Source organism: Nocardia sp. NPDC059229 (assembly GCF_042754165.1).
In the GTDB taxonomy this organism is placed as follows: Bacteria; Actinomycetota; Actinomycetes; order Mycobacteriales; family Mycobacteriaceae; genus Nocardia.
In genome coordinates this window covers 177,567-201,597 of record NZ_JBHZAK010000014.1, presented here as the reverse complement: position 1 = coordinate 201,597, position 24,031 = coordinate 177,567, and the positions used below count along the sequence as shown (strand labels likewise).

Here is a 24,031-nt window from a genome sequence, read left to right as displayed (position 1 = left end):
GGCGAATAATCCCAAGTATGCATGCAAGTGTCGGTGATCATCTGGTCATCCATGGGCGCAATGTCGGACTCCCCGACCACACCGCGGAAATCGTCGAAGTGCGCGGCGCGGAAGGTGAACCGCCCTACGTGGTGCGGTTTGCCGACGGCCGTACGAGCCTGGTTTTCCCGGGCCCGGACTCGGTGGTGGAGCCGGGCTGACGACACCCGGTCACAACCCGTTTCGGCCGTGTTAGCCCAAGATTTTCCGATCACGCCCCGGCGTGACCGGATAGCCCTGCCGAGCAGGGAAATCGGGACTTACCAGACCGACCAGTCGGTCAGAAGCGAGGGGTAGCACAGTTGACTCTCCGAGCGACCCTGGTCACAATCGGTGCCCGAATGGAAGGGTAGATATGAGAACGAAGACTGATCACCGGTTCGTCATCGACATCGATCCCGGACAGGTGATGGATGCGTTGCTCATGGTCGAGCAGATGCCCGACTGGTCCCCCTCCCATCAGGACGTCCGGGTCGCCACCCGCGACAAGCGCGGCCGCCCCAAGCGCGTCTACGTGTCGGCCAATCTCATGGGCCGCCCCGACCGGCAGGTCGTCGAATACACCTGCACCGAGAACCGCGTCGAATGGCGGGTTTCCGAATCCAGCGCCGGCGCCGGCGGCAAGGGCTGGTTCGACCTCGGCGAAACCGAGGACGGCGCCACAGAGGTCTGGTACCACTCCGAGGTCTACCTGCCGATTCCCGCGCCCGGCATGCTGCTCAAGCGCACCGCCCGCCGCGAGGGCGACGCGACGATCAGCAACTTCATCGCATTCGTCGAATCCGTCACCGGCGTCCAAGGACTCGGCGAGGTGGACGAAGCGTCCTACGGTGAATCGACCGCCTTCGAGCAGCCCGGTCAGGTCCAGCCCGGGTACGCCCAGCCGGGCTACGCGCAGCGCCTGGACTACGGCCGCAACTTCGAGCCCGGCTTCGGCACCGCTTAGGCCGGCCGCGAACACTCGCAGCTGATCGCGAACAGCGAACAGTCGTGATCGGCACTGCCTTTCGAGCCGCGCATTGGGCAGGATGTCCCTCATGCCCGGTCCCGTACGCACCCGCATGATGCCCGTCGCCGAGGACGCCTCGGTGACGCAGCTGGAACTGTTCTTCGACCTGGTGATCGTCTTCGCCTTCACCATGGTCACCGACTTCGCCGCGCACGAGACCACCGCGGTCAATCTGCTGCGCGCACTGCTCATTCTGGCCATGCTGTGGTGGGGCTGGATCGGCTACTCCTGGCTCGGCAATGTGGTCAAGGCCGATGAGGGCATCGCCCGGGTGGCCATGTTCGTGGCCATGGGCGGGGCGTTCATCATCGCGCTCACCATTCCCGAGTCATTCCACGATCTGCCGGGCGGCTGGTACGGGCCACTGGTGTTCGTCATCGCGTACCTGACCGTCCGGCTGGTCCACCTGACCGTGTTCTGGATGGCCAGCAGCCACGACGCCCAGCTACGCCGGCAGGTGATCCGCTGGGCCGCAGGCTCACTCAGCGTGGCCAGCGTGCTGCTGGTGGCCGGCGCGCTCACCACCGGGACCGCGCAGCTGGGTCTGTGGCTGGCGGCGCTGGTCTGGGACATGGGCTGGACGTTCTTCGCGGGCAACGAGTGGCGGCTCTACTCGCCCTCGCACTTCGCCGAACGGTACGGGCTGATCGTCATCATCGCGCTGGGCGAATCCATCGTGTCCATCGGCGTCGGCGTGGCCGGGCTGCCGATCTCCTGGTCCATCACGGTGGGCTCGATGCTCGGCCTGGGCGTGGCGGGCCTGCTGTGGTGGGCGTACTTCGATGTGGCCGCGCTGGTCGTGGAGCACGCGATGCATCGCGCCGGCGGCGAGCGCCGCATCCAGATCGCGCGCAACTGCTACACCTTCTGGCACTTCCCGATGATCGCCGGAATCGTGGCCATGGCACTGGGTTTGAAGAAGGTGCTCAGCTACGTGGGTGGGGCGCAAGGGCATTCGCTCAGCGACGAGCTGCACGGGATCCCGCTGTTCGCACTGTACGGGGGTGTGATCGCGTACCTGGTCGCCCTGGTCGGGTTCCGGCACTACGCGACCGGCAAGGTGCTGGTGCCGCGACTGGTGGCGGCGGTGGTGCTGCTGGCCCTGATCCCGCTGGCGTCGGCGGTGCCCGCACTTGCCGCGCTCGGCATGCTCTGCGCGGTCCTGCTGGCGCTCATCGTGTTCGAGGTGGTGCGCTATGCCCAGCCGCGCGATCTGATCCGCCACGGGCTCGACTGAGGCCCTCGAACACGCGGCGGGCGACGGCTCAGGGACTCGGGGTGAGCCGATTGTCGATGGCCTCCGGCACCCGCTCCCCCGAGTGCACGGCCTCGCGGATCTGATTGATGTTCTCGCGCAGGGCATCCGCCACCAGCTCGTCGGTGCGCGGATCGGCGAGCACCTGCAGCACGACGCGGAAACTGGCGTCGGCGATGCCGCGAATCATCTCCTCGTGGAACGGGACATAGCGCACCTTCCCCAGCTGGGGATCGCTGCGGATCACCTCGAGGATCATCTGGTCGATCTCGGAACGGTTCTCCTCCAGCGCATTCGCGATATTGCGGGTGTATCGGCCACACCGCAAAACCTCGGCGACCTCGTCCAGCACGGCCACCGTGATCGGGCGCTCGATGGCCTCGACGATGGCGCCGATCGACCGGTTCACCACGGCCGCGGTGATCCGGTCGCCGAACGCGCGGTCGGCCACCCGGCCCACCCGCACCGCGATCACCACGATGCGCAGCAGCCGGAAACCGCGGAAGAACGGACTGGTCACCGGGACCATGCCGAGGACCTCGTACCAGTAGATGAAGGGGAAGGTCCAGCTCCAGCCCTCACGCCGCCAGCGCCACAGGAATTCGGCGAGGAACACCGCGCAGACGCTGTAGTCCGTGATGCGGATCGTCCGGTAGGTGTGATCGGAGACCGGGAAGAACGTCACCCAGGTGACGAGCGCGACCGAGACCACCGCGAGCCCGAGCATGACGAAATCGGTCCACAGGGTGGGAGGCTTGTGGGGGATTTCATCCTCATCCGCAGCGCCGAGCTCGATCACGACGTCCCCTTCCTCATCGAACGGTCCCGCCAGCGTAGTCGGCGCAAATGACCACGCGGCGGGCTTCGAGGGGCCGGGCGGCCGGGCCGGCTACTTCCCCGCCCGGATGATCGCCTCGATATTGCGTTCCGCCACAGCGGTGATGGTGAGCGACGGGTTCACCGTCGCGGTGCTGCCCGGGATGCCCGCGCCGTCCATGACGTACAGGCCCGGATGCCCGATGACCCGGCCGTAGGCGTCGGTCGCCTGCCCCAGCACCGCCCCGCCCAGGGGGTGCGCGGTGAAGAAGCCTTGCGCGTCATAGCCGATCGGCGTGTAGTTCACCAGCGAGCGGTCGGACTGCGCCACCCGTTGATCGACCGCGCGGCAGGCGGCGACCACCTGATCCTGGGCCGCTCTGGGCCAGCTCAGTCCCACCGCGTTGCGGCCGGCGTCGTAGCCGAAGCGGGCCCGGGTCGGATCCAGCGTGATGCCGAGCGAGGCGATGGCGCCGGTGTCCACCGGAATGCCCGGCACATACCAGCTTTCGAGGTGCAGCGGCATGCTCGAGTCGTCGAAGATGCGGCTGGCACTGGGCACGCCACCACCGGTCATGGACAGCGAGCTGACGCTGCGCGCCAGCACCACATCGCCATTGGTGCCCCAGCCGTCGCCCACGTGCTCGTTGAGGTTGGGCAGGGTGCCGGTGGCCCGGGCGCGCACCAGCAGTTCGGAGGTGCCCACCGAGCCCGCGCCGAGGAACAGGCGGTCGCAGGTGAGGGTGCGGCTGCCGAGCACCTGACCGGTCGGGGCCAGCTTGGTCACCGTGACCACATATCTGCCGCTGCCGTCCTGGCCGATGGCGTCCACCCGGTGGCCCGGGTAGATGGCCGAGCGGCCGGTGCCCTCGGCGTAGCGCAGGTAGTTCTGGTTCAGATCGAACTTGGCGCCATTGGAATTGCCGAGATTGCTGCGCGACGCGATGGCCGAGACCCGGCTGGCGCCCGCCAGCTCGGCGCGGATCACATCCCAGTTGAAGATCGAATCATTGGCCTGCGGTTCGTAACCCGCGGCCCGCACCTGCTGATCCCATACCCGCGAATGGGTGAAGGGCGTGGAGTCGTACACGTCCTGCGGCATGGTGGATAGTCGCAGCATCTGGCGGACCCGCGGGTAGTAGACCGAATCGAGTTCGTCGTAGTTCACCACGCCCCCGAAGACCTGGTCGAACAGGTGCCGCGGCGGCGCGACCATGGCGCCGCTGAACACGATGGACCCGCCGCCCACCGCCGCCGCGCGCCACACGTCGATGCCCGGATACTCCGTGACGTCCAGCACGCCACCGAAATCCGAGCACGGCATGGGCACCTTGGTGATGCCGGTGAAGCTGGTGCGATGCCAGAAGCCGCGCCCGTCGGGCAGGTCGTCGCCGGTGAAGATCTCCCGCCACGGGTCGTTGGGCCAGCGCGAGCCGCGCTCGAGCACGGTGTTCTGCACGCCCGCCTCGGCCAGCCGCAGCGCGGTCACCGCGGCCCCGAAGCCGGAGCCGATGACGATGGCCTCGCTGTGTTCCGGCGGATCCGGCAGCGGCGCAAAGATTTCCGGTACCCACGCCTGGTACAGCGCGTTCCACAACGGATTGGCCGACGCCGGTCCGGCGCCGCGACCGGCGGTACCCATCCCGACACCTGCCAGCAGAGCCGCCGAAACGGCAGCCTTCAACACGGCGCGCCTACGCAAGCGGCCACCTCCCTCATCACGCATGGCCGCGCGCGAGATTACCGGCCGGTCGGCAACGCCTCAACAGGTTGGTGAGAGATCACCACCGAGATATGTGGGCCGGCTATGTGTTTCCACACTTCACCGGCATTGCGGGACCGGGCGGAGGCAGGCCGCTGTCAGGCCCGGAGGCGCTCGCGGCGGAGCTGGTCGACCTCCGGGAGATCCAGGGCCGGAAGCGAATCCACGCCCAGGGCCCGGGTCAGCAGATAGTCGGCGAGCTCGGGGTTACGGGCCAGGGCCGGGCCGTGCATGTAGGTGCCGAGCACCGAACCCTGGATGACGCCCTCGAGGCCGTCGCCCACCCCGTTGCCGACGCCCTTGGTGACGCGCCCCAGCGGTTTGGCGTCGCCGCCGAGTTTGGTTCCGCCACGGTGGTTCTCGAAGCCGGTGAGGGGCTGTGAGAGGCCCGGAACGAGGGGCTCGGTCGCCACCTCGCCGATGGCGCGCTTCTCCTGCGGGGAGGTGGTGACATCGAAAAGGCCGACGCCGTCCACACGTTCCCCGGAGGAGGTCTCGTACCAGTGGCCGAGCACCTGGATGGCGGCGCAGATGGCCAGCACCGGAGCGCCGCGTTCGGCGGCCTCCTGCAGGCCCGGGTGGCGCTGCAGGTGGCGGGTGGCCAGGCGCTGGGCCGAGTCCTCCGCGCCGCCCAGGGTGTAGACGTCCAGCGAGTTGGGAACCGGCTCGGTGAGCGGGATTTCGATGATCTCGGCGTCGTAGCCGCGCATGCGCAGGCGCTGGCGCAGCACCACGGCATTGCCGCCGTCGCCGTAGGTGCCCATGACGTCGGGCAGGACCAGGCCGATGCGGACGGTCGATTCACTCATGCGCGGGTCCCCGTCTCCAGGTCGCGGTTCAGGTCGCGGAACGCGGTGTAGTTGGCCAGCACCTCGACCCGTCCCGGCGGGCAGGAGGCAATGGCGTCCAGCGGATCCGCGACGGTGATGTGCTCGACGCCGGCGTAGGTGAGCCGGACCGCGAGATCGGTGGCGCGCTCGCCGGCGGCCACCACCTGGGTGCCCTCGAAGTGCTCGAAGCGGACGTCCCACAGCCAGGACAGGTCCTCGCCGTCGGGCACCTGGCCGTTGACCGCGATCACCAGACCCGTTGCGGCCGGATCGATCATGGACAGCGCCTCCTGCCAGCCGGCCGGATTCTTGGCCAGCAGCATGCGGGTGCGGCGGCCGTCGACCTCGACCGTCCGATAGCGGCCCGCGATCTCGCGCACGGTGCCCGCGGCGGCCGCGGCCGCGTCCGGATCCGCGCCCAGCGCCACCGCGGCGGCCACCGCCTGCGCGGCGTTGCCGCGATTGGCGCGCCCCGGAAGGGCAAGGGCGAGCGGGATTTCCAGGCCGTCCGGCCCGGACAGCGTGTGCTCGCCGACCCGCCACTGCGGCACGGGCCGCTGGAAGTCCGCGCCCGTGCTGTACCAGTGCTCGCCCTCCCACACGATGGGCTCGCCGCTGCGCGGACAGCTGGTGGCGTCCACCGACCAGCCGCTGCCGGCCGACACCCACACCACGTTCGGGTGGTCGTAGGCGATGGAGGTGACCAGTACGTCGTCGCAGTTGGCGATGAGCACGGCCGCGGGATGCCGCGCCATGCCCTCGCGCAGGCGGCGCTCGATCATATTGATCTCGCCGACCCGGTCCAGCTGGTCCCGGGAGAGGTTCAGCAGCACCACCACCGACGGGTTCAGCGCGTCGGCGACATGCGGCAGATGCAGTTCGTCCACCTCGATGGCGGCCAGCGGCGCGCTGCGGTGCGCGGTGAGCGCGGCCACGATCCCGGCGTCCATGTTCGCGCCGTCGGCCTGGGTGGCGACACTGTCGAGTCCTCGGCGATCCGCGCCGCCGAGGGTCTGCAGCGCCGCGGCGGTCATGCGGGTGGTGGTGGACTTGCCATTGGTGCCGGTCACCAGCACGGTGCGCTTGCCGCGGCCCAGCTGGGTCATGAGGGAGGGATCGATCTTCAGCGCGATCAGCCCGCCGATCATCGAGCCGTTGCCGCGCCCGGCCCGCCGCGAGGCCCACGACGCCGCCGTCGCCGCCCGCAGCGCCAGCTGTCCGCGCATCGAGATGTCTGCCACGACGCGAGTTTATGGGGATGGCGGGCGGGACGTGCAGGCGGCATCGGGGCCCACGGCGTGATACGCGCCGCACTCAGCCGTTGTAGAGCATCTTTCGATAGCCCTCGCCCGTGTAGTACGCCTCGAGCTGCTCGAAGGTCTCGGGGGTGGCCGGCTGCACATCCTTCACCAGGCGCGCGACGCTGGGCATGGTGTCCGCGGGCCACTGTTCCGGCTGCCACAGCGCGCTGCGCATGAACGCCTTGGAGCAGTGGAAGAAGATCTGCTCGATGGCGACCTCGATGGCCAGGATCGGGCGATGACCCTTGACCACCATGTCGTCGAAATAGGGTGCGTCACGGACCAGCCGGGCGCGGCCGTTGATCCGCAGGGTGTCGCCGCGGCCCGGAATCAGGAACAGCACGCCGACATGCGGATTGCTCAGGATATTGAGGTAGCCGTCCGCGCGGCGATTGCCGGGCCGCTCGGGAATGGCGATCGTCTTGTCGTCGAGCACCTGCACGAATCCCGCCGGATCGCCCTTCGGCGAGGCGTCGCAGTTGCCGTCGGCATCGCTGGTGGCCAGCACCACGAACGGTGAGCGGGCGATCCATTCCCGATCCCAGTGATGCAGGGAGTGCCGGTCCTTGTTCCGCGGCCGCGGCGCGACCTCCCCCAGCAGTTCACGCAGTTCGACCGGGTCCGTGATCTCGCTCATGCTCCCGATTCAACGCGCGGTGCGGGCCTCACACCAGCCTTTTTCGCCGGTGTGCGGAAGCACCCTAGGCGTCGAACATGTTCGGCTGTCCCGCCGCGTACCGCTGAATGTCCAGCTGCCGGAACGGCTCCAGCACCTCCGTGCGGTAGAGCGTGAACAGCTTGCAGCGCGGGGCATCCGAACCCGCCACCTCCAGCAGCTTGTTCACCGCGCCGCGGGCCGCCTCGCACGCGCCCTCCATGGTGGCCAGGTCCACATTGGTGCGCACGTAATCGCCTGCCAGATACAGGTTCTGGAGCGAGTCGGAATGCGATTCCGGGCGCAGCGCCCAGGAGCCCGCCGTATTGATCAGCAGCGGATCGGCATTGGTGTTGCGCTGCTGCGCGGCGTCCCACGCAATGCCGGTGTCGAGGAACCAGGAGTGCAGATCCTCATCGCGCAGCAGGTCGGCGCGATCGTTGAGGTGTGCCTTCAGCTGCGCCCACACCTCGCGCGCGATCTCGTCATGGGTGCACTCCTTGGCCGTTTTGCCGTAGAGCATGCCGGGGGTGTTCCAGTCGGAGATGTCGACCGACAGGCAGTCCTGCACGGTGCCGTCGCCCATGCCGGTGACCGGGGTGCGGTTCCAGAACTGAGCCTGCGCGATGGAGGTCAGCGACCACGGGGAGTCGACGTAGGCGGTGTGCCCGCGCGCGATATCGGTGGGGCGGCGGAGGAAGAACTGGATGCCGGTCATCCAGTCCACCGTCAGCTGGCTCATGCCCGCCAATTCCGGTCGCAGCGACAGGATTTCGGGCGTCCACAGGGTGCGTGCCACCTCCACGGGCAGTGCGCTCACGAAATGGTCGGCGGTGACCGTCTGGGCCGCACCCGACGAATCCACCACGCGCGCACCGGAAATGCGCGCGCCCTCCAGATCCAGACCCCGGACCTCGGCGTTGACGAAGGTGACGCCGAGATCCCGGAGGCGGTTCACCCAGGGATCGATCCATGCCTCGTTGGTGGCCCCGTTCAACAGCCGGTCCAGCGCGCCGTCATTGCCGACCTCGAGCGGATTGCCCAGGAACTGCTCGCCCATGGTGCCGATGGTGAGGGTGCTGGCCTTGTCCTCCCGCGCTGCCACCAGCAGCGTGGTGAGCGTGCGCGAGAGCAGCATACGGAATTCGTTGGAGCGCCTGCCCGCGCCCACGAAATCCCGCCAGGCCATGTTGTCCCACTGCCCGTAGCGGCGGGCGTCGCAGCTGGTGTTGAAGACAAGCAGGCGACTCGCGAAATAGAGGGCATCGCTGGTGCCCATTTTCGTGGAGGTCGTAATGGCCGACCCGACGGTCTCGCGGAAGTCGTCCGGACTCGACCAGGGCTTGCCGAACTTGCCCATCGGAATGATGGTGTCGTCCGCGTCCTTGCGCGAGAACCGCGCCTCGGGGGCGGCGATCAGGTTGTCCCACACACCATTGGCGTTGCGCGCGAACGGGATTCGCCGCATGGTGTCGGGCAGGTGGCGGTAGAAGCCGGGAAAGAACCGGAATCCGTGCTCGCCCCACAGCTCCGGCCGCCCGTCCTTGCCACTGCCCGGAACCGCGATGCTGCGCGCCTTGCCGCCCAGGGCCCGCCGCTCGTAGACGGTCACCTCGAAGCCGCGTTCGGCCAGTTCGTGCGCCGCGGTCAGACCCGCGACCCCACCGCCCAGCACCGCGACCAGCCGTCCGGCCTCGGCCCGCGCGGCGGTGGGCCGGGCGGCCCCCGACGCCACCGCTCCCGCCATTGCCCCGGCTGCGACCGCTCCACGCAACACTGATCGCCGCGTGACGGACAAACGTTGTCCTGCCATACCCGTTACCTCCCACGCCTGGTCCGCATCCTATGGAGCTGTCGCAGACAGATGGTCGGTTGGGGTGGAAAATTTCATCCCGAAGACCCGAAAGATGGGCGAACTACAGCAAATCGGACTGCTCAGCTAGGCCTCGACGAGATTCGGGTCCAGTTCCGACCGGCGTGTCGGCTCGGCGGGTCGGATGTGTCCGGGCGTGTCGAGCGCTGCCTCCGGCACCCGGACGCGGCGGCCCGCCGAGGTGGCCGTGAAGGCGCCGACGATCACGATGACGGCCCCGAACAGGGACAACGCGGACGGAGTCTCGTGCAGGAACGCCCAGGAGGCGGCGATTCCCACCACCGGCACGGCCAGCGACAGCGGCGCCACCGTGCCCGCCGGATAGCGGCTCATCAGATAGGTCCACAGCCCCGATCCCGCGATCGTCCCCAGCGCGACGATGTAGGCCAGGGCCGCGTAGGCGGGCCAGCCGGTCGCCGAGCAGGAGTCGATCAGGTCGTTCCAGCCGGTGGCCGGGCCCTCGGTGAGCGCGGACAGCACGAACATGGGGATCGGCGGCACCACGGCCATCCACAGCGTCAGGTGCAGCGGGTTCACCTGCTCGGACGAGGCCGCGGCCAGCCGGGAGCCGATATTGCCGAAGGCCCAGCCCAGTCCGCCCAGCAGGGTCAGCACCAGCGGCAGCAGCGCCGCGTGGTGCGAACGGTCCCACCCGATCACCGCCATACCCGCCATGGCCACCGCGATCCCCGCCAGCTGAATGCCGCGCAGCCGCTCCCGCAGGAACACCGCGCCCAGCAGCACCGTGAACGGCGCGGACGACTGCAGCACCAGCGAGGACAGGCCCGTCGGCATCCCCGCCCGCATGGCGGTGAACAGAAACGCGAACTGCAGAATCCCGAACCCGATCCCGTACAGCAGCAACCACTTCCACGGCACCCTGGGCCGCGGCACGAACAGCAGCACCGGAATCGCGATCACGGCGAACCGCAGCCCCGCGAAGAAGAACGGCGGGAAATGCTCCAGCCCCACGTGAATGGCCAGGAAGTTCAACCCCCACAGCACCACGACGGTGAGCCCGAGCAGTCGATCGCGATTGGTCATGCCGAAAATCTTGCTGACGCTAATAGATAAGAACAATCGAATAATTCTGCACCAACAATGTAGTACTACTTAACCATGCCCCAGCCCGACCCACCCCGCTCCGTCCCACCCCCGCGCCGCGTTCCCCGAGACACCCCAGCCGCCGCACCGGAAGCCCCGGCGACCGCCGCCCACCCCGGCCCCGCGCAGCTCGAGGGGTCCGGCGCGGCGCGGTCCGATGGGCCACTCATGTCACTCGAAAGACTGCGGGTACTAAGGGAATTGGCCGATCGCGGGACGGTTGCCGCGGTGGCGGAGGCGTTGTCGATGACGCCGTCGGCGGTGTCGCAGCAGTTGAAGGTGCTGGCGCGGGAGGCGGGGGTGGCGCTGCTGGAGCCGGATGGGCGGCGGGTGCGGCTGACCGATGCGGGGCGGGCGCTGGTGGTGCGGGCCGATGAGGTGCTCGAGGCCATGGAACGGGCGGTCAGCGAGATGGCCGAGTATCGGGGGTCGCCGCGCGGGCGGGTGCGGGTCGCCTTGTTCCCGTCGGGGGCGGCACTGCTGCTGCCGCATGTGCTGGCCGAGCTGGTGGACAGCGGAGTGGAGATGGTGGCGCGCGACGAGGACGTGCCGCCCAGCGAGGTGCCGCGTTTGCTGGCCGATTACGACGTGGTCCTCACCCACCGCGACGAGCGGGCGCCCTCGCTCAGCGGGCCGCGGGTGTCCTCGCGGGTGCTCATGCGCGAGCCGATCGACGTGGTGGTCGCGCCCGATCACCGGCTGGCCCGGCAGGGCGCCGTGGTTCCGGCGGAGCTGTCCGACGAGACCTGGATCAGCGTCCGCACCGGCTTCCCGGTCGACGACGTGCTGCGCTCGATCGCGACCGTCACCGGCGTGCAGCCTCGAATCGCGCAGCGGCTCAACGAGTTCAGCGTCATCGAGGCGCTGGTGGCCACCGGCTACGGCGTCGCCCTCATGCCCCGCCACGCGGTCCGTCACCCCGACCTGGTCATGCTCCGCCTGGCCGGCGTCCGCGCCGCCCGCGTCTACGACCTGGCCACCCGCCCGCATGCCGACAAGCGCCCGGCCGTCGCCATGGTCATCGCCGCGTTCCAGGCCGCGGCCCGCCGCGCCACCGGGACCGAATAGCCCGGCTACACCGCGCGACCGGGAATCGGAAGTCAGCGGTTGACTTGGAGCGCACTCCAGGTCCTACCTTTGCGGCATGAGCATTCGACTCGGGTATCAGATGCCGAACTTCAGCTACGGGGTCGCGCCGCGGGACCTGTTCCCGGCGGTGGTGGCGCAGGCACGGGAGGCCGAGGCGGCCGGCTTCGACGCGGCCTTCGTCATGGACCACTTCTACCAGTTGCCGCTGCTCGGCGCGCCCGAGGAGCCCATGCTGGAGGCGTACAGCGCGCTGTCCGGCCTGGCCGCCTCGACCGAGCGAATCCAGTTGTCCGCCTTGGTGACCGGCAACACCTACCGTAATCCGGCGCTCACCGCCAAGACCGTCACCACCCTGGACGTGGTGAGCCGCGGCCGGGCCGTGCTGGGCATCGGCGCGGGCTGGTTCGAGCTCGAGCACCAGGCCTACGGCTTCGACTTCGGCACCTTCACCGAGCGGTTCGAGAAGCTCGAGGAGGCCCTCGAGATCATCACGCCGATGCTGCGCGGGCAGCACTCCACCTTCGACGGCAAGTGGTACCGCACGAACAACGCCATGAACGAGCCGCGCGTGCGCGACGACCTGCCGATCATGCTCGGTGGCGGCGGCGAGAAGAAGACCTTCGGCCTGGCCGCCCGCTTCGCCGACCACCTCAACATCATCTGCAATGCCTCGGAGATCCCGCGCAAGCTCGAGGCCCTGCACGCGCGCCTGGACGAGGCGGGCCGCGACCCGAAGACCCTGGAGACCAGCTTCCTGGCGTTCGTCATCGTGGACGAGGACGGCGACCGCGCCCGCAAGACCCAGGCCGAGATGCTGGCCCGCATCGGCATCACCGACCTGGGCGCGCTGCCGAACGAGGCCCTGCGCAACACCCCGGCGGACCGCCAGTTCGTCGGCACCCCGGACCAGGTCGCCGAGCAGATCCAGTCCCGGGTGCTCGACCAGGGCATCGACGGAATCATCGTGAACATGGTCACCAACGGCCACGAGGCCGGCGCGGTCGAACTCGCCGGTCGCGCCCTGGCTCCCCTGGTCCGGGGCTGACCCGCTCCCCTTTCCGAGGCCGACTCATCGGAAATGCCCCGCGGTTCGGTTGAACTGCGGGGCATTTCGTCGTTCGATACCGGATCAGCCCTGCGGCCGGAAACCGTCGCCGTGCGGCGGATAGCCGCCGTCACCCTGCGGCGGGTAACCGCCGCCCTGCTGCGGCGCGAATCCGCCCGGCGGGGGCTGCTGGAAGCCGCCCTGCGGCGGGAACCCTTGCTGCGCAGCCTGATAGCCGAAATCGTCGGCCACCATGGCGGCCAGTTCCAGCAGGGCCCGCCGCGTCGGCTTGCCGACCAGTTCGAGGTCGATCTCCGCGCCCTCGGCCAGGTGGTCGTCGAACGGCACGACCTGCACCGCGCGGGTGCGGTCCAGGAACAGCTTGCGCAGCTGGTCCAGGTCCACCGTGGAGGAACCCTTGCGAGAGGCGTTGACCACCACCACGGTTCGCTCCACCAGCTTGTGGTAGCCGTGGTGGTCGAGCCAGTCCAGGGTGGCCGAGGCACTGCGCGCGCCGTCGATGGCCGGGGAGGTCACCAGCACCAGCGAGCTGGCCATATCCAGCACGCCGGACATGGCCGAGTGCATCAGGCCGGTGCCGCAGTCGGTGAGGATGATGTTGTAGAACTGCTGCAGGATGCCGATGGCCTTGCGGTAGTCCGCCTCGGAGAACGCCTCCGACACCGCCGGATCCTGTTCACTGGCAAGCACTTCCAGTCGGCTCGGCGCCTGCGAGGTGTGGGCGCGCACATCCGAATACCGCGAGATGTGCCCGTCCTCCAACAGGTTTCGCACCGTGGAGCGGGTCTGCCGGGGCACGCGGTGCGCCAGCGTTCCGAGGTCCGGGTTGGCGTCGATGGCGATCACCCGGTCACCGCGCAGCGAGGCGAAGGTGGAGCCCAGACCGACCGTGGTGGTGGTCTTTCCGACGCCGCCCTTGAGCGACAGGATCGCGATCCGGTAGTCCCCGCGGACCGGCTGGTTCACCCGGTCCACCAGCTGCCGGTACACCACGTCCGCGGCCGACTCGCCCGGGTTGATGGCACCGCCGGACGCCTTGTGCACGGCCCGCCGCCACCCGCTGCGCGGCGCCCGCTTGGCCCGCTTCAACAGGTTCAGATCATTGACCGAATGCCCCGGAGGCATCGGCTGCTGCCCGAACTGCTGCCCGAAACCACCCTGTTGCTGCGGAAAACCCTGCTGCGGCTGCGGATTCCAGCCGGGCTGGAAACCCACCTGGGGCTGCGGCTGGGATAGCTGGGTCTGCTGCTGCGGCGGCGCGGCCGGGGGCGGCGACCAGCTGTAGATCGGCCCGCCCGGTTGATCATTGGACGGCGCGAACTGCCCCGGCTGGCCCGGACCACCGAAATGCCCTGGCTCCCCGGGCTTCTCACTGTCACCGGGCACGCCCGGCGGCTCGGGGAACACCCGGCGCACCATGCCGTCGCTGCCGATCTCCTGCCGGATCTCGCCGTAGGGCGTCTGATCGCGCACCTCGCCCAGCGGTGCACGCGGCGGCGGAAAACCGCCCGGCACACCGGGATTCGGCGGCGGCGCGAACTGCCCGGCATCCGGCGGCGGGAACGCGCCAGCGGGTGGGAAGCCCGGCTGGCCGTACGGCCCGGGACCGCCCGGCGCGAACGGATTGTGGCCGTCCGGCCCACCGTAGGGCCCCGGGAAGGGACCGTTGGGTGGTGCGAAGGGGTTGGGCCCCTCACCCGGGTGCGGCAGTGCCTGGTCGATCGAATCCGGCACCGGCGGGAAGAATCCGGCCACCTGCTCCTCGGAATCGCTCGCCGCGCCGTTGTTCTCGGCCGGTTCGTCGGCCTTCACCGCGTCCTGCTCGGCCTCGACATCGGCTACCTCGACGGCGTCGTCGGTAACCCCCTTGCCCTGCACAGGCTTCGAGGTCGAATTCTGATCTTTCGTGGTCACGTGTCCCCCATCTGCTCGACGGCTCGAACAGAGAGCTCGGCGCTAATGCGTCCCAACGCTAGCATTATCGACCGGTCCAGATGCGGCGAGGCAGAGCCGCCTCCCCGCAGCTTCGGCGCCCGGCTGAGTGCCGTTATCACTCCTGCATGCGTGCCTGCGTCGGGTGCCGAACCGATTCTGGACGTACCCGGTGAGTTACCCCGATCCTCGCGAATTCAGTCGTGACGTTCGCGAGGGTCGGGAGCAATCCCTCAGGCCCTACGGGCAGCGCGGTTGACCGCGGAGACGACCGCACGCAGCGAGGCGGTGGTGATGGAGGTGGCGATGCCGACACCCCAGGTGACCTGATCGCCGATGGCGCATTCGACGTAGGCGGCGGCCTGGGCGTCGTCGCCGGAGGACATGGCGTGCTCGCTGTAGTCCAGCACGCGCACGTCGTAGTCGATGGTGGCCAGCGCGTCGACGAACGCGGCCAGCGGGCCGTTGCCCTCACCGGAAACGGCGTGCTCGACGCCGTCCACCTTGACAACGGCCTCGATGTGGTCGACGCCGCCGTCGGTCTCGGCGGCGGTGACCTTCTGGCGCATGCGCTCCAGCGGCAGGATCGGGGTCAGGTACTCCTCGGAGAAGACGTCCCACATCTCCTTCGGTGTGACCTCGCCGCCCTCGCCGTCGGTGATCTTCTGCACGGCCTGCGAGAACTCGATCTGCAGCCGGCGCGGCAGCACCAGCCCGTGGTCGGTCTTCATGATGTAGGCCACGCCGCCCTTGCCGGACTGCGAGTTCACCCGGATCACGGCCTCGTAGGTGCGGCCGACGTCCTTCGGGTCGATGGGCAGGTACGGGACCTCCCACACGATGTCGTCCACGTCGGCGCCCTGCGCGTCGGCGGCGGCCTTCATGGCGTCCAGGCCCTTGTTGATGGCGTCCTGGTGCGAGCCGGAGAAGGCCGTGTAGACCAGGTCGCCGCCGTACGGGTGGCGCTCGGCGACGGGCAGCTGGTTGCAGTACTCGACCGTGCGGCGGATCTCGTCGATGTTGGAGAAGTCGATCTGCGGGTCGATGCCGCGGGAGAACATGTTCATGCCCAGCGTCACCAGGCAGACATTGCCGGTGCGCTCGCCATTGCCGAACAGGCAGCCCTCGATGCGGTCGGCGCCGGCCTGGTAGCCCAGTTCGGCGGCGGCCACGGCGGTGCCGCGGTCGTTGTGCGGGTGCAGCGACAGCACGATGGAGTCGCGGCGGGCCAGGTTGCGGTGCATCCACTCGATGGAGTCGGCGTAGACGTTGGGCGTCGCCATCTCCACGGTCGCGGGCAGGTTGATGATCAGCGGCTTCTGCGGGGTCGGCGCGATGATCTCGGAGACCGCGTCGCACACCTCGCGGGCGTAGTCCAGCTCGGTGCCGGTGTAGGACTCCGGGCTGTACTCGTAGCGCCAGTTGGTGTCCGGGTAGCGCTTCTCGACCTTCAGGCACAGCTCGGCGGCGTCGGTGGCGATCTTCTTGACGGCGTCGCGGTCGGCACGGAAGACCACGCGGCGCTGCAGGATCGAGGTCGAGTTGTAGAAGTGCACGATCACATTGGCGGCGCCGGCGCAGGCCTCGAAGGTGCGCTCGATCAGCTCGGGCCGGGACTGGGTCAGCACCTGGATGCTGACGTCGGCCGGAATCGCGCCGTCCTCGATGATCTCGCGGACGAAGTCGAAGTCGGTCTGCGAGGCGGACGGGAAGCCGACCTCGATCTCCTTGTAGCCCATGCGCACCAGCAGGTCGAACATGCGACGCTTGCGGGCGGGGCTCATCGGGTCGATCAGCGCCTGGTTGCCGTCACGCAGGTCCACGGCACACCAGCCGGGCGCGCGGTCGATGATCTTGTCCGGCCAGGTGCGGTCGGGCAGGGTGACCGGCTCGACCTCCTCGGCGAAGGGCCGATACCGGAAGACCGGCATGGAGGAGTTCTTCTGTGTGTTCCAGGCCGGCTGGTCGGCGGGCGCGGGCTTGGACGGCGCGGTGATGGACCGGGTACCGGATACGAAAGCGTCAGCGGCTGACATGGCGATTTATCTCCGAGGGTGTGGCTGGATCCCAGGTATGGGGTAGACCGGCACGGCAGATCCCCGCGACGGGAGCCGGTCCGAATCAGACCCCGTCGCGGCGGCCGAGGAGAAGTGCCCGCTGCATGATGGCGACGAGTTTACAGGGGCGCAATAGATGCCCGGAAGCAGGGGAGGCGGGCGCCACAGCCCGGGCGTGTCACTCACCGGCGGCGATCGGTGCCACATCGACCGACACGGTGATGGTCGATTCCTTGGCATCGGTATAGATGATGCCGCGCAGGGGCGGCACGTCGGCGTAGTCGCGACCCCAGGCGACGGTGACGTAGCGGTCGTCGGCGAACTGGTCGTTGGTGGGGTCGAAGCCGATCCAGTGCCCGGCGGTGCCCGGGAGCCAGACCGCGGCCCAGGCGTGGGTGGCGTCCGCGCCGACCATGCGCTCCTTGCCGGGGGGCGGATCGGTGGACAGGTAGCCCGAGACATAGCGGGCGGCCAGGCCCTGGGAGCGCAGGCAGGCGATACCGAGGCGGGCGAAGTCCTGGCAGACGCCGTGGCGGGCGGCGAAGACGTCGGCGACGCTGGTGCTGACGGTGGTGGAACCGGATTCATAGGCGAAGTCGGTGTGGATGCGCGTGGTCAGTTCCCGCACCGCGTCCAGCAGCGGACGGCCGGGCGGGAAGGATTCGGCGGCGTAGGCGGCGACCTCGGGGATGATCTCGGGCGGGGTCAGGTCGAGAGTGAATTCCACGGCGAGCGGGCCGTTCTCGGCGGTCGGGCGGGCCTGCTCCCAGGCCGGCTGTGCGGCCGGCGCGGCGGGCGCGCCGACTTCGACGAGGGATTCGCCGGTCACCTCCAGGCGGCGGTGTTCGGCGGTGACGTGGAAGTAGAGGGTGGTGTTGTCGTACACGTCGGTGCCGACCGATCGGTCCGACGGGAGGGGATCGACGCGAATGTCGTGGGACAGCAACCGCTGTCCCGGAAACTCGCGCGGTGTCAGGTAGGCGCGGCCGTAGGAGCTGCTGACCACGTCCGAGTACAGGTAGACGGTGCGGTGCAGCACCCGGTAGCGGCGCATCAGCCCACCACCCGGGCGGAGCCCCACAGCGGCTGGATCTCGCGCGGCACCGACAGCCGGCTCGCCTCGAAGGATTCGGAGAGTTTGCGCAGCCGCAGGTGGACGCCGTCGAGCAGCTCGGCCAATTCGGTGCGGCGGCCGTCGGCGACGGTCTCCAGCTCGGCCGGGTCGACGCGGCGCAGCATGCGCTGGGCATCGGCCAGGAGTCGTTGCGGGCGTGAGGATCCGGAGGCCCCGGGCAGCGCCGGGAAGTCGGCCTCGAGGCGTTCCAGCTGGTAGGCCAGCGAGCGCGGGTTGTGCCCGTCGAACAGCAGCACTCCGGCGACGGCGGCGATGCGGACCGAATCACCGTGGCGGCGGCGGTAGCTCACCGCGGAGACGGTGGCCTGCAGGACAACGTCGGTCACCACCCGGCCGACCTCCGGCGGGTAGGCGTCGGTGAGGGCGGAGGTCAGCAGGGCCGACAGCGCCAGCGCGCGCTCGATGCGGCGCCCGATGTCCATGACGTGCCACCCCGTGTCCCGCACGGTCGATTCCGCGTCGATGCCGGTCAGCGACAGCAGGGCGGACAGGGCGCGGGAGTGCACTGCCGACAGGGCCGCGCCACGGTCGCCGCGGACGGCCCGGTACTCCGACAGCGCGCGATCGATGGAGCCGAGCACCATCCAGGTGTCGGGTGAGAGCTGATCACGCACGGCGCGTGCGGCTTTCGCGTAGCGCTCCACGGAGAATGCGACCGAGCCGGGAACCTCGCGGTCGACGGTGAGGGAGACCAGGTAGTCGTGGTCGCGGCGGGACGCGCCGGGCAGCGCGATCGGGACGGTCGGCTCGTCGGAGTACTCGCGACTCCGCGGCGGCTGGGATCCGGATCGGGTCCGCGTAGCGGACTGCGCCTCCGGCTGGCGGCGCCTGCGCCGACGCTCCGACAAATCTGGTTGCACGGCAGTCGGTTTCGGCACCGTGGGCGGCTTCGGCTCGGCCGGGGTCGTGCCGGTCATGCGGGCGAGGGCGGCCATCAGGATGGGCATCGCCTCCGCGCCCTCCAGCCAGGGCCGGTAGCGGTAGTCCTGGTGGCGTTCGTGGATGGCGCTGAGCAGGCGCACGGTGACCTCGGCGCGCTCGCCGTAGCGGCCCAGCCAGAACAGGTCGTTGAGCACGCGCGGCGAGCTGACCACGTCCATCGGGGCAACCGCGACGACCCGGCGCTCGCGCTCCTCGGGTACCTCGGCGGTGGCCGCGGGCACGGCCGGGACGGCGGCGGGCGCGGCGCGCACCCAGACGTCCTTGGCGGCGGCCTCCCCCACCATGCCCTCGGGTCCGCCGTGCTGATGCAGCTGCCCCAATCCGCCCGGCATGATGCGGTATCCGACGCGTCCGGCCAGGGAGAACAGGCGGACGGCGACGGGGGCGGCGGCGAGTCCGCCGGAGCCGTCGACCGCGGGGGCGACCGAGAAGCGGGCCGGTTCCTGACCGACCCACTTCCAGCCCTCGGTCTCGATGCGGGCCCGCCACTGCGCGCGCTGCACGGCGGTGAGGATGGGGCCGAAGATCGTGGTGCCGTCCACTGTGGAGCGCAGGATCAGGCGGTGCAGGTTGGCCGTCAGGTGGGAGCGTTCGGAATCGTCTCCACCCCAGTAGGATTCGATGCCCGGCAGGGTGAGTTCCTCGTCCAGCAGCCGCCGTGACAGGCGCGGCAGGAACGCGGCCAGCGCCGGATTCTCCAGCAGTCCGCTGCCCAGGGTGTTGACCACCGTGACCGCGCCGCGCCGCAGCACCTCCACCAGGCCCACCACGCCCAGACGCGAATCCGGCCGCAGGTCCAGGGGATCGGAGAACTCGGCGTCCACGCGGCGCAGTACCACGTCGACCCGTTCGAGCGTGCCCAGCGAGCGCATCCACAGCCGGCCGTCGCGCACCACCAGGTCGGCGCTCTCCACCAGCGGGAAGCCCAGTACGGAGGCCAGATACGCCTGATCGAAGGCGGTTTCGGAGTGCACGCCCGGGCTCAGCACCACGACCACCGGGTCCTCGTCGGCGCCCTGCGGCGCGGCCTCGATGAGCATGAGCCGCATGGCCCGCACGAACGGGGTGAGCGGCCGCGGGCTGGCCAGCTCGAAGGCCTCGGGAATGGCGGCGGACACCACGCGGCGGTCGGCCAGCGCGTAGCCCGCGCCGGAGGGGGCCTGTGCCCAGTCGGCGAGCACCCGGAAGCCGCCGTCGCTCCAGCGGCTGACATCGCAGGCGTGCAGGAACAGCTGATGCCGCCCCGGCAGTGAAATACCGTGCGCGGCACGGACATAGCCGCGGTGCGCGAAGACCACCTGCGGTGGCAGCAGCCCCTCGGTGAGGGTGCGGCGCGCGCCGTACACGTCGGTGAGCACCGCGTCGAGCAGCCGGGAGCGTTGCACCACACCGGATTCCAGCGCCGCCCACTCGGTGTCGGAGAGCAGCAGCGGAATCGGGTCCAGCCGCCACGGCGCGGGCGTCGCGGGCTGCTCGGAGCCGGTCACTTCGGTGTAGGTGATGCCGTCGTCCTCGATCAGCCGCCGGACCCGGCCGTCGATGCGGTGCAGTCCGGCCCGGCCCTGGTCCAGGAAGTCGGCGGACAGGTCGGCCCACAGGCCGCGCAGGCGGCCGTCGTGATCGACGAGTTCGTCGTAGAAGCCGCCGGTGGCCAGGCCGCAGGCGTCGCGGGCGCCGGTATCGGCCGCGGCGGCACGGTAATTCGCGAACTCCTCGCCGGGTGGCACTGCGTCGAGCACTGTCACCGCTACCACTTCCCCGGGTATGCCTATCGATCGCCGACGACGCCCCACACGGTCCGCGCCCGGCGCAGATCGAGTATTCCGGGCGCACCGACGTCTGTTGCCTGTATGGCCATTTTGGCACGCAGATCGGCGATATCGACCGGGCCCGGGGTGTGCCCGGCGGATTCGAATCGCCGATTGCGCCGGGATTGCGCCACCACCGAATTCACCGGCGGCCCGGCATAGAACATGCCGCCCGGATGGCTGACGTGATACGTGCAGCCGCCGCGGGACAGACCGGTCTGCAGCTCGACCACGTCGAAGACGAGCGGCGCGTCCACCGTGATCGTCGGATGCAGGGACTCCGGCGGTTGCCACGCCCGATACCGCACGCCCGCGACCTGCACATCCGCCCGCCCGGCCGGGACGAGGGGCAGCGGGAAACCGTTGCAGGTCACCGCATACCGGTCCCGGTCCGCCCCGGTCACCCGGACCTGCAGGCGCTCGACCGAGGAGTCCACATATCGCGCGGTCCCGGAGGCGGTGGTCTGTTCCCCGAGGGTGTTCCACGGCTCGATCGCCCCGCGCAGTTCCACTTCCATATCCCCGAGTACCACCGTGCCGAAGCGGGGAAAACGGAACTCCGAGAACGGATCCAGCCAGCTGGTGTCGAATTCGATGCCGTACGCGCGCAGATCGGCCGCCACCTCGGCGATATCGGCCTGCAGGAAATGCGGCAGCAGGTAGCGCCCGTGCAGGTTGGCGCCGTGCCGGAGCAGCGGCGCGGTGTAGGGGTGCTCCCAGAACCGCAGCACCAGCGCCCGCACCAGCAGCGACTGCACCATGGCCATGCGGAAATGCGGCGGCATCTCGAAGCCGCGCAGTTCCACCAGTCCGAGGCGGCCGCGCGCCGAATCCGGGCTGTAGAGCTTGTCGATGCAGAATTCGGCGCGGTGGGTATTGCCGGTGAGGTCGGTGAGCAGGTGGCGCAGCGCGCGATCGACCGCCCAGGGCGGCGCGGCCGGCTCGTCGGGGTCGGCGGCCGCGGCGGCCCGGCTCAGGCGGGCGATCTCGGCGAAGGCGATCTCCAGTTCGTAGAGCGCGGCCTCACGGCCCTCGTCGACGCGGGGCGCCTGGGAGGTCGGGCCGATGAAGCGGCCCGAGAACAGATAGGACAGCGCCGGATGCCGCTGCCAGTAGGTGAGCAGCGACACCAGCAGGTCCGGGCGGCGCAGCAGGGGCGAGTGCGCCGGGGTGCGGCCGCCGAGCGTGATGTGATTGCCGCCGCCGGTGCCGCGGTCGGTGCCGTCCACATCGAAGGATTCGGTGCTCAACCGCGCCAGCCGGGCCTGCTCGTAGAGCGTCTCCAGCAGCCGCGACTGCTCGGCGAAACCGGTGGTGGGCTGGACGTTCACCTCGATTACGCCCGGGTCGGGTGCCAGGGACAAGGTACGCAACCGGCCGTCCACCGGGGCCGGATAACCTTCCAGCACCACCGGCTGCCCGACCGCGGCGACGGCCTCCTCGACCCGGCGCACCAGATCGCAGAACGCACCGAATTCCTCGACGGGAGGCAGGAATACGAACAGCCGGCCGTTGCGGACCTCGGCGACCAGCGCGGTGATCGGCGCGCGCTCGGCGGACTCCACCACCGCGGGCGGCTCATCCGCGGCCAGCGGCGGGCGCGGCGCGAACGGGTCCGCCTCGGGTCGCGGCGGTGGCGCGTTCCAGCTGACGGACCGTAGCGGCAACCGCAGTCCGGCCGGGGAATCGCCCTCCGTCAAGACGATTCGACCGCGCCGCAGCTTCCAGTCGGCGCTCGCCCACCCGGCCTCGTCGTCCCGGCGGTACAGCGACAGCACGTAGGCGGCGGGCTCGCCGACGGCGGCATCCAGCCGAGCCAGCAGCGCGCTGCGCGCCGACGGCGAATCCCCGCCGCTGTCCAGATCCTCGTCGGCACCGACCGGATCACCCTGTGGCACAGCGGCCTTGGCGGCCATCCGGAGCAGCGAATCCTCGTAGGCGGGCCGCACCTGACCGTCCGGCAGGCCCAAGCCCCGTGCGATGTGGGCGATCACCGCTTGCGCGGCCCGGGCGTCCGGGCGGCACGACGGTTCCGCCACGGTCCCGGCCGGCGGGAGCCAGGGATGCGCGAGCAGGTCGGGGTGCCGCCAGAGCGGTTCGTCATCGTCGCGCCAGGTCATGGCGATTTCCCAGCGCGGCAGGGGTTCTCCCGGATACCACTTGCCCTGGCGGTACTGCACCAGGCCGGTCGGGGCGTAGATGCGGCGCAGGCGCTCGGCCAGGTCGGCGGCGCGTTCGCGCTTGCGCGGGCCGTCGGCCGCGGTGGTCCATTCCGGACCGGTCTGATCGTCGAGGGAGACGAAGGTGGGTTCACCGCCGATGGTCAGGCCGATCCGGGCAGCCTCGGTGCGGGCGTCCACGACCGCGCCCGCGGCGCGGATGCGCTCCCACTGGGAATCGGTGTAGGGCAGGGTGACTCGCGGATCCTCGTGGATCCGGCGCACGGTATTGGAGAAGTCGAGACTGGCGGAGACCGGGTCGGTGGATCCGGTGATCGGCGCCGACGAGACCGGATGCGGGGTGGCGGCCAGCGGAATGTGGCCCTCCCCGGCGAACAGGCCGGAGGTGGGGTCCAAGCCCACCCAGCCCGCGCCGGGCAGGTACACCTCGGTCCAGGCGTGCAGGTCGGTGAAATCGGCGGGCGGCCCGGAGGGTCCGTCCAGAGACGGTACGTCCTGGGCCAATTGGATGAGATACCCGGAGACGAAGCGGGCGGCCAGCCCGAACTCCCGCAGGATGGACACCAGCAGCCACGCCGAATCCCGGCACGAGCCGAGGGCGGCGCGCAGCGTGTGATCCGGCGACTGCACGCCCGGCTCCATCCGGACGGTGTAGGCGACATCGTGGCGCAGCGCCTGATTCACCGCGATCAGGAAGTCGATGGTGCGCGGCCGATCCGCCGGCGTGTGGCGGCGCACCCAGTCCCGTACCGAAGCGCCGGGGCCGGAACCGGATTCGCCCTCGTCCACCGGCCGCAGATAGGGCTCGAGGTCCGCGGACAACTGCGGCGAGTAACCGAACGGGAAATGCTCGGCGTGCTCCTCGACGAAGAAATCGAAGGGATTGATGGCGTCCATATCGGCGATCAGCCCGACCACGATGGACAGTTCCGGCGTGGGCTCGTGGAAGATCAAGCGCGCCAGGTAATTTCCGAACGCGTCCTGCTGCCAGTTCACCCAATGGTTCCCGGGGCTCACCCGCATCGAGTACGCCTCGATGGCGGTGCGGGTGTGCGGGGCGGGTCGCAGGCGGACCACGTGCGGATGGACGCGCACGGGATGGTCGAAGGAATAGGTGGTGCGATGTTCGAGGGAAACCTTGATCCCCATCCGTCCAGTTCACCACGCGAAGGCCGGAG

Annotated in this window: 17 protein-coding genes; 5 read left to right on the top strand and 12 right to left on the bottom strand. The window is 69.8% G+C overall.

Annotated elements, in window-relative coordinates:
- Window positions 1-17 precede the first annotated feature (17 nt).
- The 3 genes from ACFXHE_RS29245 (at window position 18) to ACFXHE_RS29235 (ending at window position 2,285) form a co-directional block, all read left to right on the top strand.
- A complete protein-coding gene (locus tag ACFXHE_RS29245; RefSeq protein WP_354838910.1) occupies window positions 18-200 on the top strand; it encodes a DUF1918 domain-containing protein in 183 nt (60 codons plus the stop codon).
- A 194-nt stretch (window positions 201-394) separates the two neighbouring features.
- Entirely contained in the window at window positions 395-985 is a 591-nt protein-coding gene (locus ACFXHE_RS29240) for an SRPBCC family protein (RefSeq protein WP_379387645.1), read from the top strand.
- Between the two features lie 91 nt (window positions 986-1,076).
- Entirely contained in the window at window positions 1,077-2,285 is a 1,209-nt protein-coding gene (locus ACFXHE_RS29235; RefSeq protein ID WP_379387644.1) for a low temperature requirement protein A, read from the top strand.
- A 28-nt stretch (window positions 2,286-2,313) separates the two neighbouring features.
- Here ACFXHE_RS29235 and ACFXHE_RS29230 read toward each other — a convergent pair whose 3' ends face one another.
- From ACFXHE_RS29230 to ACFXHE_RS29200, 7 genes are all read right to left on the bottom strand, one after another.
- Window positions 2,314-3,102 carry an ion transporter gene (locus ACFXHE_RS29230; protein ID WP_379387643.1) on the bottom strand — a complete coding sequence of 263 codons (789 nt, stop codon included), beginning with the start codon at window positions 3,100-3,102 and terminating at the stop codon, window positions 2,314-2,316.
- A 90-nt stretch (window positions 3,103-3,192) separates the two neighbouring features.
- A complete protein-coding gene (locus ACFXHE_RS29225; protein ID WP_379387642.1) occupies window positions 3,193-4,761 on the bottom strand; it encodes a GMC oxidoreductase in 1,569 nt (522 codons plus the stop codon).
- 218 nt (window positions 4,762-4,979) lie between these two features.
- On the bottom strand, window positions 4,980-5,690 hold the full coding sequence (locus tag ACFXHE_RS29220) for a type 1 glutamine amidotransferase (protein ID WP_379387641.1): 711 nt from the start codon (window positions 5,688-5,690) through the stop codon (window positions 4,980-4,982).
- Complete coding sequence (locus tag ACFXHE_RS29215; RefSeq protein WP_379387698.1) at window positions 5,687-6,937, bottom strand: MurT ligase domain-containing protein; 1,251 nt, start codon at window positions 6,935-6,937, stop codon at window positions 5,687-5,689. Before ACFXHE_RS29215 ends, ACFXHE_RS29220 begins: the two co-directional genes overlap by 4 nt.
- An 88-nt stretch (window positions 6,938-7,025) precedes the next feature.
- Window positions 7,026-7,649 carry a pyridoxamine 5'-phosphate oxidase family protein gene (locus ACFXHE_RS29210; RefSeq protein WP_379387640.1) on the bottom strand — a complete coding sequence of 208 codons (624 nt, stop codon included), beginning with the start codon at window positions 7,647-7,649 and terminating at the stop codon, window positions 7,026-7,028.
- Window positions 7,650-7,713: 64 nt separating this feature from the next.
- Complete coding sequence (locus ACFXHE_RS29205; RefSeq protein ID WP_379387639.1) at window positions 7,714-9,480, bottom strand: FAD-dependent oxidoreductase; 1,767 nt, start codon at window positions 9,478-9,480, stop codon at window positions 7,714-7,716.
- Window positions 9,481-9,606: 126 nt separating this feature from the next.
- The gene (locus ACFXHE_RS29200) at window positions 9,607-10,584 is read right to left on the bottom strand and encodes an EamA family transporter (RefSeq protein WP_379387638.1); all 978 of its coding nucleotides are present in this window, start codon (window positions 10,582-10,584) and stop codon (window positions 9,607-9,609) included.
- Window positions 10,585-10,812: 228 nt separating this feature from the next.
- Here ACFXHE_RS29200 and ACFXHE_RS29195 point away from each other — a divergent pair, with 228 nt between their 5' ends.
- Both ACFXHE_RS29195 and ACFXHE_RS29190 read left to right on the top strand, forming a co-directional pair.
- Entirely contained in the window at window positions 10,813-11,712 is a 900-nt protein-coding gene (locus tag ACFXHE_RS29195; protein WP_379387637.1) for a LysR family transcriptional regulator, read from the top strand.
- A 76-nt stretch (window positions 11,713-11,788) separates the two neighbouring features.
- Window positions 11,789-12,778, top strand: coding sequence for an LLM class F420-dependent oxidoreductase (locus ACFXHE_RS29190; RefSeq protein WP_379387636.1), 990 nt, complete (start codon window positions 11,789-11,791; stop codon window positions 12,776-12,778).
- 84 nt (window positions 12,779-12,862) lie between these two features.
- Here ACFXHE_RS29190 and ACFXHE_RS29185 read toward each other — a convergent pair whose 3' ends face one another.
- The 5 genes from ACFXHE_RS29185 to ACFXHE_RS29165 all read right to left on the bottom strand — a co-directional run bounded on the left by ACFXHE_RS29185 (window position 12,863) and on the right by ACFXHE_RS29165 (window position 24,002).
- A complete protein-coding gene (locus ACFXHE_RS29185; protein WP_379387635.1) occupies window positions 12,863-14,713 on the bottom strand; it encodes an AAA family ATPase in 1,851 nt (616 codons plus the stop codon).
- Window positions 14,714-14,964: 251 nt separating this feature from the next.
- Window positions 14,965-16,767: a 2-isopropylmalate synthase gene (gene leuA / locus ACFXHE_RS29180; RefSeq protein WP_379387634.1), complete on the bottom strand. Its 1,803-nt coding sequence runs from the start codon at window positions 16,765-16,767 to the stop codon at window positions 14,965-14,967.
- 199 nt (window positions 16,768-16,966) lie between these two features.
- A complete protein-coding gene (locus ACFXHE_RS29175; protein ID WP_379387633.1) occupies window positions 16,967-17,842 on the bottom strand; it encodes a transglutaminase N-terminal domain-containing protein in 876 nt (291 codons plus the stop codon).
- Window positions 17,842-20,610, bottom strand: coding sequence for a circularly permuted type 2 ATP-grasp protein (locus ACFXHE_RS29170; protein WP_379387632.1), 2,769 nt, complete (start codon window positions 20,608-20,610; stop codon window positions 17,842-17,844). Before ACFXHE_RS29170 ends, ACFXHE_RS29175 begins: the two co-directional genes overlap by 1 nt.
- 23 nt (window positions 20,611-20,633) lie before the next feature.
- The gene (locus ACFXHE_RS29165; protein WP_379387631.1) at window positions 20,634-24,002 is read right to left on the bottom strand and encodes a DUF2126 domain-containing protein; all 3,369 of its coding nucleotides are present in this window, start codon (window positions 24,000-24,002) and stop codon (window positions 20,634-20,636) included.
- Between the last annotated feature and the right edge of the window lie 29 nt (window positions 24,003-24,031).